Annotated in this window: 15 protein-coding genes; 2 read left to right on the top strand and 13 right to left on the bottom strand. The window is 68.4% G+C overall.

All coding sequences use genetic code 11. From position 1 onward, the window contains the following. Positions 1 to 717: 717 nt before the first annotated feature. The 4 genes from tyrS to LTH96_RS12475 form a co-directional block, all read right to left on the bottom strand. On the bottom strand, positions 718 to 2,034 hold the full coding sequence (tyrS, locus tag LTH96_RS12490; RefSeq protein ID WP_241466301.1) for a tyrosine--tRNA ligase: 1,317 nt from the start codon (positions 2,032 to 2,034) through the stop codon (positions 718 to 720). Between the two features lie 65 nt (positions 2,035 to 2,099). After that, positions 2,100 to 4,364 carry an AAA family ATPase gene (locus LTH96_RS12485; RefSeq protein ID WP_241466300.1) on the bottom strand — a complete coding sequence of 755 codons (2,265 nt, stop codon included), beginning with the start codon at positions 4,362 to 4,364 and terminating at the stop codon, positions 2,100 to 2,102. A gap of 124 nt (positions 4,365 to 4,488) precedes the next feature. Continuing rightward, a complete protein-coding gene (locus LTH96_RS12480; protein ID WP_241466293.1) occupies positions 4,489 to 5,151 on the bottom strand; it encodes a DNA-3-methyladenine glycosylase in 663 nt (220 codons plus the stop codon). Between the two features lie 41 nt (positions 5,152 to 5,192). Then, on the bottom strand, positions 5,193 to 6,287 hold the full coding sequence (locus LTH96_RS12475; RefSeq protein WP_241466292.1) for a GTP-binding protein: 1,095 nt from the start codon (positions 6,285 to 6,287) through the stop codon (positions 5,193 to 5,195). 60 nt (positions 6,288 to 6,347) lie between these two features. On the opposite strand from LTH96_RS12475, the gene ykgO reads away from it, so the two are divergent. Further along, positions 6,348 to 6,470: a type B 50S ribosomal protein L36 gene (ykgO, locus tag LTH96_RS12470; RefSeq protein WP_084479720.1), complete on the top strand. Its 123-nt coding sequence runs from the start codon at positions 6,348 to 6,350 to the stop codon at positions 6,468 to 6,470. On the opposite strand, the gene LTH96_RS12465 is transcribed toward ykgO, so the two are convergent. From LTH96_RS12465 to LTH96_RS12455, 3 genes are read right to left on the bottom strand one after another with little or no spacing between them, the layout of a single operon-like run. After that, positions 6,430 to 7,215: a lytic transglycosylase domain-containing protein gene (locus LTH96_RS12465; protein WP_241466291.1), complete on the bottom strand. Its 786-nt coding sequence runs from the start codon at positions 7,213 to 7,215 to the stop codon at positions 6,430 to 6,432. The two genes, ykgO and LTH96_RS12465, sit on opposite strands and share 41 nt — an antisense overlap. Positions 7,216 to 7,251: 36 nt before the next feature. Beyond that, a complete protein-coding gene (gene argH / locus LTH96_RS12460) occupies positions 7,252 to 8,718 on the bottom strand; it encodes an argininosuccinate lyase (RefSeq protein ID WP_241466290.1) in 1,467 nt (488 codons plus the stop codon). A 2-nt stretch (positions 8,719 to 8,720) separates the two neighbouring features. After that, positions 8,721 to 9,959 carry an argininosuccinate synthase gene (locus LTH96_RS12455; RefSeq protein ID WP_241466289.1) on the bottom strand — a complete coding sequence of 413 codons (1,239 nt, stop codon included), beginning with the start codon at positions 9,957 to 9,959 and terminating at the stop codon, positions 8,721 to 8,723. A gap of 164 nt (positions 9,960 to 10,123) precedes the next feature. Here LTH96_RS12455 and LTH96_RS12450 point away from each other — a divergent pair, with 164 nt between their 5' ends. Further along, on the top strand, positions 10,124 to 10,582 hold the full coding sequence (locus LTH96_RS12450) for an ankyrin repeat domain-containing protein (protein WP_241466288.1): 459 nt from the start codon (positions 10,124 to 10,126) through the stop codon (positions 10,580 to 10,582). Between the two features lie 75 nt (positions 10,583 to 10,657). On the opposite strand, the gene LTH96_RS12445 is transcribed toward LTH96_RS12450, so the two are convergent. From LTH96_RS12445 to argC, 6 genes are read right to left on the bottom strand one after another with little or no spacing between them, the layout of a single operon-like run. Further along, complete coding sequence (locus tag LTH96_RS12445; protein WP_241466287.1) at positions 10,658 to 11,158, bottom strand: arginine repressor; 501 nt, start codon at positions 11,156 to 11,158, stop codon at positions 10,658 to 10,660. Position 11,159: 1 nt separating this feature from the next. Then, a complete protein-coding gene (gene argF / locus LTH96_RS12440) occupies positions 11,160 to 12,134 on the bottom strand; it encodes an ornithine carbamoyltransferase (protein ID WP_241466286.1) in 975 nt (324 codons plus the stop codon). Continuing rightward, a complete protein-coding gene (locus tag LTH96_RS12435; protein ID WP_241466285.1) occupies positions 12,131 to 13,447 on the bottom strand; it encodes an acetylornithine transaminase in 1,317 nt (438 codons plus the stop codon). Before LTH96_RS12435 ends, argF begins: the two co-directional genes overlap by 4 nt. After that, a complete protein-coding gene (gene argB / locus LTH96_RS12430; RefSeq protein WP_241466284.1) occupies positions 13,444 to 14,388 on the bottom strand; it encodes an acetylglutamate kinase in 945 nt (314 codons plus the stop codon). The genes LTH96_RS12435 and argB overlap by 4 nt, the downstream gene beginning before the upstream one ends. Before the next feature lie 12 nt (positions 14,389 to 14,400). Next, positions 14,401 to 15,600 carry a bifunctional glutamate N-acetyltransferase/amino-acid acetyltransferase ArgJ gene (gene argJ, locus LTH96_RS12425; protein WP_241466283.1) on the bottom strand — a complete coding sequence of 400 codons (1,200 nt, stop codon included), beginning with the start codon at positions 15,598 to 15,600 and terminating at the stop codon, positions 14,401 to 14,403. Beyond that, positions 15,597 to 16,628 carry an N-acetyl-gamma-glutamyl-phosphate reductase gene (argC, locus tag LTH96_RS12420; RefSeq protein ID WP_241466282.1) on the bottom strand — a complete coding sequence of 344 codons (1,032 nt, stop codon included), beginning with the start codon at positions 16,626 to 16,628 and terminating at the stop codon, positions 15,597 to 15,599. Before argC ends, argJ begins: the two co-directional genes overlap by 4 nt. Positions 16,629 to 16,685: the final 57 nt, after the last annotated feature.

Here is a 16,685-nt window from a genome sequence, read left to right as displayed (position 1 = left end):
ATCAACAACAAACAGACCAGACCCTGCCAGAAAAACAAGGCCCTCACGATCCATCCATCATCAACCACGGACACCAGTTAATGAATCCTTGGCTAAATTTGCGATCATTATCACGGGGGTGATAATGTCGCTGTTATAACCAAATAAATAATTTGGTATCAACAAACTTGGCACACTATTGAGTTCTCAAACAACAACCGCTACCGGCACCATCAGAAGTTTTTCTCTGAATCGCTCCGAAGCAACTTTGTAAGCTTACCAACAAGCTCCCGCTTCGTCAATTCAGCGTTTCCGCCGTCCTGACCCGACTTCGAATGAATCATTCCCAGCGAATACTCGCTGCGATCGACTCGAACTCGTCGTCTGCGCGGTTCTCAACTCTACGTCGCGGTGTTCGTCTTCGTCAACTCGAGGTCAACTCTGCATGAACACCACACAAACCGTGGTCTCGAACCCCCCGGGAACACCTCGCTTGAGCCGATGACCAACCCCAGAGGGCCAGCGCACCGCAACAAGGAACAGATCCTGTGTGGGGAGAAGCTATGTGGTTATCAAATCCGGGGATCTTCGCGGTCCGCCTCAGCTTCCCGCCGTGCCCCCTTGAGCACGAGATAGAACTTTACACACGCCCCGCCGAGTCCGCAAACCAAAACCAGTGCGACCTGCATCACACCCCTGGATCCCCGTGACCTGGCGGTTTTCACATCGAACCCGGACTCATCCCCGATGGACCAGCGCGAGGTTCTTCTTGCCGCGCCGGACCAGCAGGAACTTCTCGTGCAGCCACATCGAGTCGGCCACCGGCGCATCGGCATCGGTGATCTTCTCGTTGTTGACGTAGGCGCCGCCGTCGCTGATCGCCCGACGTGCCTCTCCATTGGACTTGACCAGGCCGGTGTCCACCAGCAGTCGGACTGCAGTCGCTTCCCCGGCAGGCACGTGTGCATGGGGAAGCTCGGAGGCCACCGCCTGCAGGGTGGGCTCATCGATCAGGGTCAGCTCCCCCTTGCCGAAGATCGCACCGGAAGCGTCGATCACCTTCCTTGTGGCATCTTCGCCATGCACCAGGGAGGTCACGTCCCAGGCGAGTGCTCGCTGGGCCTCTCGCTTGAAGGGTGCATCCTGCACCGAGCGCTCAAGCTCGGCGATCTCTTCCCGGGTCCGGAAGGTGAAGACCTTGAGCCTGTCGATCACATCGGCGTCGGACTGGTTGAGCCAGAACTGGTAGAAGGCATAGGGCGAGCACAGCTGCGGCTCGAGCCAGATGGCGTTGCCCTCGGACTTGCCGAACTTGGTGCCGTCGGAGTTGGTGATCAGAGGTGTGCCCAGTGCGTGCACCTGGGCACCTTCGGCGCGGCGGACCAGCTCGGTGCCGGAGGTCAGATTGCCCCACTGATCCGAGCCCCCGAACTGCAACGTGCAGTGGTACTGGCGGAAGAGCTGCAGGTAGTCGAAGCCCTGCAGGATCTGGTAGCTGAACTCGGTGTAGGAGATGCCCTCATCGGAGTTCAGCCGCTTGGCCACGATGTCCTTCTTGATCATCGTGCCCACACGGAAGTACTTCCCGATGTCACGCAGGAACTCGATCGCGCTCACACCTTCGGTCCAGTCCAGGTTGTTCACCATGGTGGCCGCACTCTCCCCGTCGAAGGAGATGTAGTGCTTGATCTGCTGCTGCAGGGAATCCACCCACCCGGAGACGACCTCGGGGGTGTTCAGCGTGCGTTCGCTCGACGGCCTCGGATCTCCGATCAGACCGGTGGAACCGCCCACCAGCGCGAGCGGCTTGTGCCCTGCCAGCTGGATGCGGCGCATGGTCAGAAGCTGCACCAGGTGGCCCAGGTGCAGGGAGGCCGCCGTGGGGTCGAAGCCGCAGTAATAGACGATGGGCTCACCCGAGAGCGCCTGCTCCAGCGCGTCTGCATCGGTGGAGACATGGACGAGTCCCCGCCAGTTCAGCTCCTGCCAGAGCGACTCGAAGCTGTCGTCGTTGCGCTGAGCGGCCAGCGCCGGGTTCGTGGATTCGAGGCTCATCTGGGTCACAGCAGGTACGTTACCAATCATCTCGGGCCTGGTCCGCCAGAACGCGGCAGAATCGGTCAGAACCCGGCCGGGAGTTCCCGGGCGGCCAGGACGTGCAGCGCATGGGTGGGTCGGGTGAGGGCGACGTAGAGGCTGCCCACCCGTCCGGCGGTCTCCTCAAGGATCTCTGCCGGCTCGATCAGCACCACGGCGTCGAACTCCAGGCCCTTGGCCTCGTCGGCGGAGAGCGCCAGGATGTCCTCGGTCAATGAACCGGCACCCCTACCCACGCGTGGACCGAACTCGGTCACCAGTGCGCGGCGGGCGGCGGCGAGCAGCCGCTGCGGCACGATCGCCGCGACGAGCCCCTCCCCCACTCGCTCATGTTCTGCGCGCACCGCGGCGGTGGCGGCGGTGATGAGCTGATCGGCCTGGACCTTCTCGATCACCGGCGGGTAGTCCCCTTCGCGCACGGTGCGCAGCGAGGTGGTCTGGAGCCCATTGGCCTGGGCGACCCGCTCGGCGAGTTCCACGATGGTGCCGGGTGTGCGGTAGTTGACCGTGAGCTCCTCCACGCGCATCCGCTTGCCCACGAAGGGCGCCATGGCCTCCTGCCAGCTCGACGCGGCCGACGGCGAGGAGCCCTGGGCGATGTCACCGACGATGGTGAAGGACTTCAGCGGGCAGCGGCGCATCAGCACGTGCCACTGCATCGGCGAGAGCTCCTGCGCCTCATCGACCACCACGTGGCCGTAGGTCCAGCTGCGGTCCACCTGGGCGCGTTCGGCCGCGGTCAGCCGGGGGCCGGACTCGGCGTTCATGTCCACCACTGCCTGGGCGTCGAGGAACCCTTCGATGCCCATCTCCTCGAGCTGCGGGGTGGCGTTCTCCACTGCGCGCTGGGCGTTGTCCAACGAGCGGGCCGCAGCGGCCTTCTGTCGTGCGGCCTCGCGCCCGGCCGATTCATCCAGGGTGCCCAGCAGCTCTGCGGCCTCATCCAGCAGCGGAACATCTGCGCTCGTGAACGGGCTGCCGGGCTGGCGCTGCAGCAGGTCCCGCTCCGCAGCGGTGAGCTCGGGCGCGACGTCGGCCAGGTACTTCGGCTTGGCGTAGAGATCTTCGAGCAGTCCCTGCGGGCTGCGCGGCATCCAGCACAGGTTCAGCAGCACCCGGACGTCGCGAGCGCTGCGGACGTCTTCGAGCAGGTAGGACCGGTCGGCGTCGTTGCCCTCGGAGCGCTTCTCGATGATTCGTTCGAGCTTCTCGGCGATCTCCTTGACCAGAACCTTGACGAAGGTGGTGCGCGCCTCGTTATAAGGCTTGCCGGTGGCGCGGGCCCGCTCGAGGGCCCGATTGACCATCTTCGGGGTGACCCCGACGCGGGTGCCGTCGACGGTGACGTCGCGGACATCCGGGAGGGTGCGCTGGCGGTGGGTGACGGCGGCGTCGATGATCTGGACCCAGTCCAGGCGTCCCTTGATCTCTTCGACCCGCGAGTCCCTCTCCTCGGTGCCGCGCACCCCGGGGAAGAGCTCTGAGAGGGAGGACAGCACCACACCGGTCTCACCCAGGGAGGGCAGCACCCGGTCGATATAGGACATGAAGGTGGAGTTCGGGCCCACGATCAGCACGCCGGCGGACTTCAGCCGGTCGCGGTGGCTGTAGAGCAGGTAGGCCGCACGGTGCAGCGCCACGGCGGTCTTGCCGGTGCCGGGTCCGCCCTGGACCACCATGACGCCGGGCAGCTCGGCGCGGATGATGCGGTCCTGCTCGGACTGGATGGTCGCGACGATGTCGCCCATCTGCCCGGTGCGTCGTGCGGTCAGCGCGGCCAGCAGGGCGCCGTCGCCATGGTTGTGGCTGGCCTCCTCCAACATGGTCGCGTCGAGGATGTCGTCCTCCACCCCGTGCACCTCACGGCGCTTGAGCATCAGATGTCGACGACGGCGCACGCCTTGGCGTTCGAAGGCGGTCGCCTGGTAGAAGACGCCGGCCTCGGGGGCGCGCCAGTCCAGCATCAGCCGCTGGTGACTCGCGGAGGTCAGTCCGATGCGCCCGATATAGCGGCACTCTCCCGAGTCGTGATCGAGGCGGCCGAAGACCAGCCGATCGTCGACCGCATTGAGCTGCGCGAGCCGGTCCTCGTACATCGCGGCGAAGGCGTCGCGCTCGGAGGCGTTCTGCATGGTGCCGCTGGAGCCGACCCGGCGCACCTTGGCGAGCTGGACCTCTTTCTCCGCGCGGAGCTCATCGAGCCGGGAGTAGAGCACGCCGACGTACTCGCGCTCCTCCTCCACTCCGGCTTCGAGGCCGGGCACCGGAACGTCGTCGTCTTCAGGCATGATCTCGGCCGTGGCCGAGGACTGTGAATCACTCATCAAGCAGCGCAGCTCTCCGTCGCGAATTTGCTGACCACCAAGCATACCTCTATTCCGCTGAACCGAATCTGTCGAGATTCCAGCCGGGTCAGGGGCTGACCTCCGCAGGAACATTGCGTCCGGGGCGGTAGGCCGAGACCGTGGGGTCGGCGTCGAGCCAGTAGCGCCAGGGATAGCCGATGCTGCCGCCGGCCCCGGAGACTCCGACGCGCGCGCCGCTGCGGATCTGCTCGGGGTTCACCGGCTCGGCGGGCGGGGTCAGGGTGAACCGTGCGGGGTCAGCGCTGGCGGCGGAGTTCCTCAGGTGCACGGGCAGCGCGTCCATCGGCAGGGTGATGCCCAGTCCCTGGCCCAGCCGGCCGGGCCCTGAGAGCAGCTTCGCTCCGGTGTCGCGGCCGCCGCGGCGCTCGATCGCCAGCTCACGGCCGGCAAGGACCTCGCCGGCGCGCAGCAGCACGCCTCCCGCGGTGCCCTCGTCGGCGCAGGCGAAGTTCAGGCAGCGGTGGATCCCGTAGTTGAGGTAGACGTAGGTGTGCCGGGGAGGTCCGAAGAGCGCCGCATTGCGAGCGGTCTTGCCGTTGTAGCTGTGCGCGCCAGGATCCTCGCCCTGGTCCCCGTAGGCCTCGACCTCCGTCAGCCGCACCCGCACGGACCCGCCCTCCGTCAGCACGGTGAGCTCACAGCCCAGCAGCGCCGGAGCCAGCTCGGTGGCGTGGGCGTCGAAGAGGGCGTTCAGTCGCGCAGAGTCCATCTGCCCATGATGGCAGACCTGGTCCCGGGCCGGTGCTCGGCTCAGTCTTCGGCCTCGGTGACCGACTCCCAGACCGGGAAGGGGTCGCTGAAGGTGCGCCAGAGCTGCGGACCGTCGGTGAGCTCGACATCGGTGAGCGTGGCCTCGTCCAAGGCCGCTGTGAGTCCTTCGGCGTCGAGGTCCATCCCGATGAAGGCGATGTCCTGACCGAAGGCGAGCATCTCCTCGGGGTCCTCGAGCTGATGATCGAAGGCCAGCGGAGCCAGCGAGATGATCTGCCCGATGTGCTCCCACTGCGCGGTGATGTGGCCTCGGGTGGCGAGCCGGGCGAATCCTGCGGAGCGGATCACGCGGCCGAACTCCTCGACCTCGACGCGTAGATCCAACAGCTGTTTGAGGCGGCCGGGGTGGAAGGGGCGGAGCTGTTCATAGCGGAAGGCCGAGACGCGGGCGTGCCGATGGCGTGGCTGGAAGTCGCCGTTCAAGAGGCAGGTCCAACCGGCACGGGACTCCTCCCCCGAATAGCCGGGCACCTTCGAACGCAGAGTCCGAGCCCCAGGATCTCCGCTGAACCGCACCTGCGCGTGCGGACTCAGGTGGGCCACCAGCGCCACCAGAATGGCCAGCTCACCCGGGTCGATCAGGCGCCAGTTCACCATCATGACCGTGGAGGCATATTCGATCTGCTTGACGATGACTTCGGCGCGGCAGACGTAGGCCAGCTCCCCCGGGTGCCTCCCGTGCTGGTCAGCCTCGAGCACCACGTAGTCATCGGATGCGAGGTCGTCGAGCAGGTGAGCGGCATCCACGACACAGATGACCTCGGTGAGCTGGGGCTGCGGCCCGTGGTCACGGTCCAGACCGCTCAGCCCGTCTGACGCCGTCAGCGAGCCGATGACCTCGGTGATGGCGCTGGCCAGTGGATACTCGACCACCAGCTCGGGCCTGTCGGGCACGAGCCGCAGCAGCCGCAGCGCAGAATCCAGCGCCGTCTCATCCGTCGCGAGGCGATCAGCCTGCAGCAGCACGGCGCCGCGCCGCTGGGCCAGTGCTGCGGCGAAGTCCTTCCGCTCAGGACCGCAGGCCCCCATCACCGCGACCACCTGCACAGCTGGCACCTCGCCTGACATCGTCATCGCCGACTCCCTTCGAGTATTGTTAACGCTAATGCTACTCATTCTCACTAGGAGGTCATAATGAAGGTCCGCAATTCACTGCGTGCATTGAAGAACAAGCCGGGATCACAGGTGGTGCGACGCCGGGGGCGCACCTACGTGATCAATAAGAAGAATCCGCGGCTGAAGGCCCGTCAGGGCTGACGTAGTCCTGGGCGTGGGCGGCGACGTCGTTGACGTACTCCATCGACTGGTTATAGGCGACGACGGCGTCCACCCAGCCCTCGTCACTGGTCAGGTCTTCCCCGCTCTCGCACAGGTAGACGGCGGCGGTGAGCGCGGCGTCGTCGAACTGATGCGGATCTGAGGCTCCGCTGCGTGAGCCGTCCTGGGCGTAGAGCTCCCAGGTGGCCGGGATGAACTGCATCGGCCCCACCGCCCGGTCCCACTCGGTGTCCCCGTCCAGTGCGCCGCCGTCGGTGTCGGGGATCTCGGCCAGGCCCGGGGACCCGTCCAGCGGGATGCCGATGATGGCGGGGGCGACCTGACCGTCTGGCTGAACCTGGGCGTCCGCGTAGGTGCCGTGCTGGGATTCGACCTGCCCGATGCCGGCCAGGGTGTTCCAGCCCAGTCCGCATTCGGGTCGGGTCTGCTCGACCAGCAGCGCCGCTCCGGTGTAGGCGGCGAGGGCGCGCTGCGGGATGCCGGTGCGGTCCGCCACCGCCTCGAGCCACTGCTCGTCGGCGAGCCCGGCGATGGGGGCCCATGGCTGCCCGGGCGCGGGGGCCTCGGCGGGCGCGGCCGCTTCTGGGAGCCGCTGAGCGGGGGCGCTGGGGTACTCCAGGACCGGGGCCTGCCGAGGCTCGGCGCATCCGGTGAGCGCAAGCAGAGCCGCCCCGGCCAGGACGGCCGGGACGGCTCTGCGCCGCCTCGAAGCGGCCTGGGTCATGTGGGGTTCACTCCAGCGCCCGGTTCAGCGAACAGCTCAGCTGACGCTGTCTGGACCGACATTGCTGCCCGCGGAGCGGATGAACTCCTTGATCGGGCTCAGCTGCAGCGTGAGCTCCTCGAGCTGCTCGGCCACCGCTGACGGCGCCGTGCCGCCGCGGGAGGATCGTGAGTTCAGCGATCCGAAGGTGGTCAGCACCTCACGCACCGCCGGGGTCAGCTGGACAGAGATGCCGCTGAGCTCTTCGTCGGTGAGGTCCCAGAGTTCGACGTCGCGCGCTTCAGCCACCCGGACGGCTTCGCCGGAGAGCTCATGTGCCACTCGGAAGGGCACGCCCTGGCGGACCAGCCATTCGGCGATGTCGGTGGCGAGTGCGAAGCCGCGCGGGGCCAGCTCGGCCATCCGGTCGGTGTGGAAGACCAGGGTGGCGATCATCCCGGAGACCGCCGGAAGCAGCAGCTCCAGGGTGTCCACCGCGTCGAAGAGCGGCTCCTTGTCCTCCTGCAGGTCCCGGTTATAGGCCAGCGGCAGGCCCTTGAGCGTGGCCAGCAGCCCGGTCAGGTCACCGATGAGGCGACCGGACTTGCCGCGGGCGAGCTCGGCCACGTCGGGGTTCTTCTTCTGCGGCATGATCGAGCTGCCGGTGGAGAAGGCATCATCGAGGGTGACGAAGCCGGCCTCCTTGGTGGCCCAGAAGATGATCTCCTCGCTGATCCGGGAGAGATCCACGCCGATCATGGCGCTGACCCAGGAGAACTCCGCGTAGACATCGCGCGCCGCGGTGCCGTCGATGGAGTTCCAGGCCGCCTGGCCGAAGCCGAGCTCCTCGGCCACGCGCTGCGGGTCCAGACCCAGCGAGGATCCGGCCAGGGCGCCGGAGCCGTAGGGCGAGGTGGCCGCCCGCCGGTCCCAGTCCACGATCCGCTGCAGATCACGCAGCAGCGCCCAGGCGTGGGCCAACAGGTGGTGACTCAGCAGCACCGGCTGCGCATGCTGCAGATGCGTCCGGCCCGGCATCGGCGCATTCGGGTGGGCCTCGGCCTGAGTGATCAGCGCCTCGATGGTGCCGAGCACCCCGGCGCCGATGACCCGGGCATGATCACGCAGGAACATCCGCCCCATGGTGGCGATCTGGTCATTGCGCGAGCGTCCGGCGCGCAGCTTCCCGCCCAGGTCCTCGCCGGCGCGGGCAAGCAGTCCGCGCTCCAGCGCCCCGTGCACGTCTTCGTCGCTCTGCGCCGGAGCGAAGTCCCCGGAGAGCACGTCGGCCTCGAGCTGGTCGAGGGCAGAAAGCATCCCGTGCAGCTCGACGTCATCAAGCAGACCGGTGCGGTGCAGCACCCTGGCGTGCGCGCGGGATCCGGCGATGTCATAGCGGGCCAGCCGGAAGTCGAAGTGCGTGGACTTGCTCAGCGCGGCCAGCGCATCTGCCGGCCCTGAGGCGAACCTTCCGCCCCAGAGCGCGCCCTCGTTGGTGCCGTGCTTGGTGCTCTCCGGGTTCATGCTCAGCGGTCCAGGTTGCCGAGGCCGGAGAAGTCCGGCTTGCCGTGGATGCGCTGCTCGCGCTGGGAGGCCACCTTGGAGGACAGGCCGAAGATGTCGATGAATCCGCGGGCGCTGGACTGATCGAAGGCGTCGCCGGCGTCGTAGGTGGCCAGGTTGAAGTCATACAGGCTGGTCTCGGAGCGGCGGCCCTGCACGGTGGCGCGGCCGCCGTGCAGCTCGAGCCGGATCTCGCCGGAGACGTACTTCTGGGTCTCGTCGATGAAGGCGTCGAGGTTGCGCTTGAGCGGGGAGAACCACTGGCCGTCATAGACCAGCTCGGTCCAGCGCTGGTCCACCGTCTTCTTGAACCGGGCCTGCTCGCGCTCCAGGGTGATGTTCTCGAGCTCGCGGTGCGCGGCGATCAGCGCCATCGCGCCGGGGGCCTCGTAGATCTCGCGGGACTTGATCCCCACCAGGCGGTCCTCGACGATGTCGATCCGGCCCACGCCCTGCGCACCGGCGCGGCGGTTGAGCTGCTCGATGGCCTCGAGCGCGGTCACGGTCTGTCCGTCGAGGGCCACCGGGACGCCCTGGTCGAAGGTGATGGTGACGACGTCGGCTGAGGGCGGGAAGGAGGGGTCCTCGGTGTACTCGTAGACGTCCTTGGTGGGTCCGTTCCAGATGTCTTCCAGGAAGCCGGTCTCCACGGCGCGGCCCCAGACGTTCTGGTCGATCGAGAAGGGGTTCTTCTTGGTGGTCTCGATCGGCAGGTTGTGCTTCTCGGCGTATTCGATGGCCAGCTCGCGGGTCAGGGCGAGGTCGCGGACCGGGGCGATGCACTTGAGCTCCGGGCCCAGGGTCTGGATGCCGACCTCGAAGCGGACCTGGTCGTTGCCCTTGCCGGTGCAGCCGTGGGCCACCGTGGTGGCGCCGAACTGCTGGGCGGCGGCGACCAGGTGCTTGGTGATCACCGGACGAGAGATCGCGGAGACCAGCGGGTAGGAGTCCATATAGAGGCCGTTGGCCTTCAGCGTGGGCATGCAGTACTGATCGGCGAACTCGTCACGGGCGTCGGCGACATAGGCCTCCACGGCGCCGCAGTCCAGGGCGCGCTGACGCACCGTCTCCAGTGATTCACCGCCCTGGCCGACGTCGACGGCGACGGCGACGACCTCCTGGCCTGTGGCTTCGGCGATCCAGCCGATGGCCACAGAGGTGTCGAGGCCGCCGGAATAGGCGAGAACAATACGATCAGTCACAACGAATCTCCTTGGGGAACGGAACTTTGGCTCGACGACAGCCTACATAATTATTCGCAGGTCTGCATAAACGTGTCGGTGAGGTTCGGGGTCCCCGTCAGGTTATCCTCTCCGCGCCCCCAGCGGATCAGGTCGCCGGCCCTGTCTCAGATAGACTTGCGGCCATGTCACAGGACTCCCAGCACTCGGCCGATCTCCCGGCGAACCAGCAGCCTTCCACCGGCGGGGCGCCTGAGCTGACCGAGGAGCAGATGGAGTTCCTGGCCTCGATGTTCGGCGTCGCCCGGGCGGGCAAGACCGAGGAGCTGCTTGACCTCGTGGATCGCGGCCTGCCGGTGAACCTGAGCAACGAGAAGGGTGACACGCTGCTCATCCTCTCCGTCTACAACGACCACACCGAGCAGGCCGAAGGGCTCCTGGCCCGCGGCGCAGATGTGGACCGGATCAACGATCAAGGTCAGACCGCTCTGGGCTGCGCGGTGTTCCGACAGAACGTACCGGCCACGAAGGCGCTGCTCGACGCCGGCTCAGACCCCCGCCTGGGGCGGCAGAGCGCCTACGCGGTGGCCGAGATCTTCGGCCTGGACTCGATGCGCGCCATCCTGGACAGCCACCAGCGCTGAGTCGCCCCTCTCAGGCCGAGCAGCCGAGGGGCCCCTGTGCCGCCGACCGGCGCTGCGCCTCCGCCCGAGGCTGCCTCAGCTGCGGCCCTCGGCGAAGCCGGTGAAGCGCCGCGCGACCGCCGCTCCCCCGTCCGGCTCGGTGGTGACCACCATGATCGTGTCGTCTCCGGCGATGCACCCCAGGACCTCCGGGATCCCGGCGTGGTCCACCGCGCTGGCCAGGAACTGCGCCGCTCCGGGAGGGGTGCGCAGGATGACCAGGTTCGCGCTGGGCTCGGCAGAGACCAAGAGGTCCTTGCACAGTGCGATCAGCCGCGCCGTCGTCGTCGCCTCGGTCTGGTCGGCCTGCAGCTCACGGTCGTGGCCGTCGGAGGGCACCGCGTAGATCAGCCCGCCCTGGACTCCGCGCACCCGGGCGGCTCCGATCTCGACCAGGTCACGCGAGAGCGTCCCCTGGGTGACCGTGACGCCGGCGTCGGCGAGGCGTTCGGCGAGCTCGGCCTGAGAGCGGACCTGGGAGCGCGAGATCAGCTCGCGGATCTTCGCGTGCCGGGCGGTCTTGGTGGTCGGCGACATCTCAGCGCTCCCCCGCGCGGACCAGTTCCGCGGTCTGTTCGTCGGCCAGCCCGGAGCGCACCAGCAGCCAGGCCATCAGCGCCTTCTGCGCGTGCAGCCGGTTCTCCGCCTGGTCCCAGACCACCGATTGCGGCCCGTCGATGACCTCGGCGCTGATCTCCACCCCGCGGTAGGCCGGGAGACAGTGCAGGACGACGGCGCCCGGCGCGGCGTGGGCCATGGCGGCGGCGTCGACCCGGTAGTCCCCGAAGAGCTGGAGCCGCTGCTGCTTCTCCTCCTCCTGCCCCATGGAGACCCAGGTGTCGGTGGCCACCGCGTCGGCGCCGTCCAGCGCCTGGACCGGATCGGTGGTGATCAGCACCTTGCCGCCGGTCTGCGCGGCGCGGGCCTGTGCGGCGTCGATGATGTGCTGCTCGGGCAGGAAGCCTTCGGGGCCGGCGATGCGCACGTCCATGCCGGCGTTGACCCCGGCGAGCAGGTAGGAGTTCGCCATGTTGTTCGCCGCGTCTCCCAGGTAGGCCAGGGAGCGGCCCTGGGTGGTGCCGAGGTGTTCGCGCAGGGTCAGCAGATCGGCGAGCAGCTGGCAGGGATGGTAGTCGTCGGAGAGCGCGTTGATGACCGGGACCGCGCTGTGCTGGGCCATCTCCTCCAGGCCTGACTGGGCGTAGGTGCGCCAGATGATCAGGCTGACCATGCGGTCGAGCACCCGGGCGGTGTCGGCGATGGTCTCCTTGTGCCCGAGCTGGGACTCGCCGGGGTTCACCACCAGCGGGGCGCCGCCGAGCGCGGAGATCCCGGCGACGAAGGAGAAGCGGGTCCGGGTGGAGGTCTTGTCGAAGAACACCGCAGCCGTCTGCGGGCCGGCCAGTGCCTTGATCGCATAGGGGTTGGCCTTCATATGTCCGGCGAGGGTCAGCACCTGGTCCAGCTCGACGGGGCTGAGGTCCAGGTCGGTGAGGAAGTGACGGACGGTCATGAGGTGCTCCTGCGGTGGATCTCGGGAAGGGCGTCGATGAACAGCTGGATCTGCTCCGCGGTGATGATCAGCGGCGGGGCCAGGCGCAGCGTCGAAGGGCCGGTGGCGTTGATGATGAACCCGGCCTCCAGGGCCGCGGCGACCATCGCGGGGGCCAGCGTCTCACCCGGTGCGGCCGCGAGGTCGAATCCGATCAGCAGCCCGTGTGCGCGCACTTCGGTGACGAAGTCCAGCGCGGCGAGCCGGCTGGCCGTGTAGGCGCTGACCTCCCGGACATGGCGGAGCAGGTCGGTGGACTCGATGACGTGCAGGGTGGCCAGGGCGGCCGCGGTGGCGGCGGGGTTTCCGCCGAAGGTGGTGCCGTGCTGGCCGGGGTTCAGCAGCGAGCTGGGGTGTTCCCCGAAGGTGAGCATCGCCCCGATCGGGAACCCGCCGCCGAGGCCCTTGGCCAGGGTCATCGCGTCCGGGAGCACCGGGGTCGAATCTGCCGGCGCGGAGGCGAACCAGGAGCCGGTGCGGCCGATGCCGGTCTGCACCTCGTCGAAGATCAGCAGCGCCCCGGCGGCGCGGGTGATCTCGCGTGCCGCCTTCAGGTATCCGGCCGGGTGGCCGTGGACTCCGGCCTCGCCCTGGACGGGTTCGATGATCACGGCGGCCACGGTCTCATCCACCGCCGCGCGCAGCGCCTCGGCGTCTCCGGCCGGGACCCATTCGACTCCGCCGGGCAGGGGCTCGAAGGGTTCGCGATAGCTGGGCTTGTGGGTCATCGCCAGCGCACCCATGGTGCGTCCGTGGAAGCCGTGCTCCAGGGCGATGATCCGGGGCCGTTCGCTGCCGCCATGGCGGCGTGCCAGTTTGAACGCGGCCTCGTTGGCCTCGGCGCCGGAGTTGGTGAAGAACGCCTTGGAGCCGGCGGGTGCCTGGGCGAGGTGCCGCAGCTTCTCGGCGAGCGCGATCTGGGTGGGGCTGGTGAAGAAGTTCGAGATGTGCCCCAGGGTGCTCAGCTGGGCGGAGACCACGCTGGTGATCAGCGGGTGGGCGTGGCCCAGGGCGTTGACCGCGATGCCGCCGAGCAGGTCGAGGTACTCCCGGCCGTCGGCGTCGAAGACGGTGGCGCCTGAGCCGCGGACCAGCACCCGCTGCGGGGTCCCGAAGACGCCGAGCAGCGACTCGGTGTACCGGGCCAGCAGCTGATCACCGTCCTCGACGGCGAGCGCGGCGCTGTTGAGGTCGGCGCTGCTGAGATCGGCGCTGCTGAGATCGGCGGTGCTGAGGTCAGCGGTGTTCGGCTCGGGCGTGTTCTGCTGGCTCATAGGGCCTCCCCGTCGGGAACGATCTGGGTGCCGACGCCCTCGGTGGTGACGATCTCCAGGAGCATCGAATGCGGCGCCCGGCCATCGACCACGTGGGCACGTGGAACGCCGGCCTCCACGGCCTTCAGCGCCGCTGTCATCTTCGGGATCATCCCCGATTCCAGGCTGGGCAGCATGGCACGCAGGTCGGTGGCGCTGAGTGAGGAGATCAGCGAGGACTTGTCCGGCCAGTTGGCGTAGAGGCCCTCCACATCGGTGAGCATCACCAGCTTGGCCGCACCGAGCGCCGAGGCGACGGCGGCCGCCGCGAGATCGGCGTTGACGTTGAGCACCTCGCCGGTGGGAGCGGCGTCGGCGGCGGTGGAGTCGAACTCAGGGGCGATGGTCGAGATCACCGGGATCCGCCCGGCGGCGAGCAGGTCGGTGATCGCATCGGGGTTGACCCCGCTGACCTCGCCGACGAGGCCGAGGTCCACGGTCTCGCCGTCGATCTCCACGGTGGTGCGGGTGGCGCGCAGCAGCGCGGCGTCCTCGCCGGAGAGGCCCACCGCGTAGGGGCCGTGGCTGTTGATCAGTCCGATGAGCTCGCGCCCGACCTGCCCGGTGAGCACCATCCGGACCACGTCCATGGCTTCGGGGGTGGTGACCCGCTGCCCGGCGCGGAACTCGGACTCGATGCCGAGGGTCTCCAGCATCGCGTTGATCTGCGGGCCTCCCCCGTGCACCACCACCGGGTTGACCCCGACGTGGCGCAGGAAGACCACGTCCTCGGCGAAGGCGCGGCGGAGCTCGTCGTTGATCATGGCGTTGCCGCCGTACTTGATCACGATGGTCTCTCCGGCGAACTTCTGGATCCAGGGCAGCGCCTCGACCAGGACGGAGGCCTTCTCACCGGCGGAGCTCAGGCTCCCGGCGTCGCGCGGTTTCATGCTGGAGGTCATCGGGGTCCTTCTTCAGCTGGAGTAGGCAGAGTTCTCATGCACATAGTCATGGGTCAGGTCGTTGGTGAGGATCGTCGCCTCGGCCGGACCGGCCTTCAGATCGATGACCACCTTCACGTGGCGGCCGCTCAGGTCCACCAGCTCCCGGTCGTCGCCGATCCCGCCGGCGCGGCAGATCCACACGCCGTTGACGCTGACGTCGATGGTGGAGGGGTCGAAGTCCACGTCGGTGGTGCCGACCGCGGAGAGGATCCGGCCCCAGTTGGGGTCCTGTCCGAAGATCGCGGTCTTGAAGAGGTTGGAGCGGGCCACGGAGCGCCCGGCGGTCTCGGCCTGCTCCTCGGTGGCGGCGTTGATCGTGGTGATCGCGATCTCGTGGTGGGCGCCCTCGGCGTCGGCGATGAGCTGGGTCGCGAGGTCCTGGCACACCTGGTTCAGCGCGGCCTGGAACTCTGCCAGGTCCACCCCGGAGGGGTCTGCCTGCGGGTGCGCGCCGGAGGCCATGGCGATCACCGTGTCATTGGTGGACATGCAGCCATCGGAGTCCGCACGGTTGAAGCTGAGCCGGACCGCTTCGCGCAGCGCCGCGTCGAGGTCCGGCTGGGCGATGACGGCGTCGGTGGTGACCACCGAGAGCATGGTGGCCATTCCGGGGGCGAGCATGCCAGCACCCTTGGCCATCCCGCCCACGGTGAAGTCCACGGCGGAAGCCGTGGAGATCTTCATGACCGAGTCGGTGGTCATGATCGCCTGCGCCGCCCGCTGCCCGGCGGCGTCGGCGGTTTCGAGCTGGGCCACCGCGGCGTCGATCCCGCCCAGCAGTGCGGGCATGTCCAGGCGCACCCCGATGAGTCCGGTGGAGCAGACCAACACGTCTCCGGCGGAGATGTCCGCCCCGGTGGCCTGGAGCTTCTCGGCCACCACCTCGGCGGTCTGGTGGGTGTCGGCGAAGCCCGGTGCCCCGGTACAGGCATTGGCGCCGCCGGAGTTCAGCACCACGGCGTCGGCGCGACCGTCGGCGATGACCTGCTGGGACCAGAGCACCGGTGCGGCGGCCACCCGGTTGGTGGTGAACACCGCCGCGGCGTGCTTGTCCGGCCCGTGGTTGAGCACCAGCGCGACGTCGCGCGGCGGGTCGCCCTGGGCATCGACGGACTTCAGCCCGGCGGCGACGCCTGCGGCGCTGAATCCTGTCGCGGCGGTGACACTCATGGGGAGACTCCCAGCAGGTTGAGCCCGGTGGTCTCGGGGAGACCCAGGGCGATGTTCATGGACTGCACGGCGCCGCCGGCGGTGCCCTTGGTCAGGTTGTCCGCGGCCGAGACGACGACGGCGCGCCCGGCGTGTTCGTCCACCGCCAGCTGCAGCGTCACGTGGTTGGAGCCCACCACCTGTTTGGTGGCCGGCCACTGGCCCTCGGGCAGCAGGTGGACGAAGGCCTCGCCGTCGTAGTGCTCGCGGTAGGCCGCGCGCAGCGCGGCCTCGGTGGTGCCGGGGGCGAGCTTCGCGGTGGAGGTGGCCAGGATGCCGCGGGCCATCGGGGCCAGGGTGGGGGTGAAGGAGACCTGGACGTCAACACCGGCCGCGTGGCCGAGGCCCTGCTCGATCTCCGGGGTGTGCCGGTGCACCCCGCCGACACCGTAGGGGCTCATCCCGCCGATGACCTCGGCGCTGAGCAGGTGTGGTTTGAGCGCCTTGCCTGCACCGGAGCTGCCGGTGGCCGCGACGATCACGATGTCATCGGGCTGGAGAAGTCCGGCGGCCAGGGCCGGGGCGAGGCCGAGCATGATGGTGGTGGGGTAGCAGCCGGGCACCGCGATGCGCCGGGCGCCGGCGAGCTTGGCCCGCTGTCCGGGCAGCTCGGGCAGCCCGTAGGGCCAGGTCCCCTGATGGGCGGAGCCGTAGAACTTCTCCCAGGCGGCAGCCGATTCCAGCCGGTGGTCAGCGGCGGCGTCGATCACGATAGTGTCCTCGCCGAGCTGGGCGGCGATCTCCGCCGAGGCGCCGTGCGGCAGGGCCAGGAAGACGACGTCGTGTCCGGCGAGATTCTCCGCGGTGGTGTCGATGAGCACCCGGTCCGCCAGCGTGACCAGGTGCGGCTGCACCGCTCCCAGCCGCTCCCCCGCACTCGAGTGGGCGGTGACTGCGCCGATCTCCACCTCGGGGTGGCCGGCCAGCAGCCGCAGGACTTCTCCCCCGGCGTAGCCTGAGGCTCCGGAGACAGCGATCGAATAGGTCATGCCCAGCAGTCTAGGCAGATATATGCGTCATCTCCAATAATTATGCATAAGTCGGGC

Origin of the sequence: Nesterenkonia sp. LB17 (genome assembly GCF_022565915.1) — a bacterium.
GTDB lineage: Bacteria > Actinomycetota > Actinomycetes > Actinomycetales > Micrococcaceae > Nesterenkonia.
Note: the sequence above shows the minus strand (reverse complement) of the source record. Positions and strands in the feature narration are given on the sequence as shown.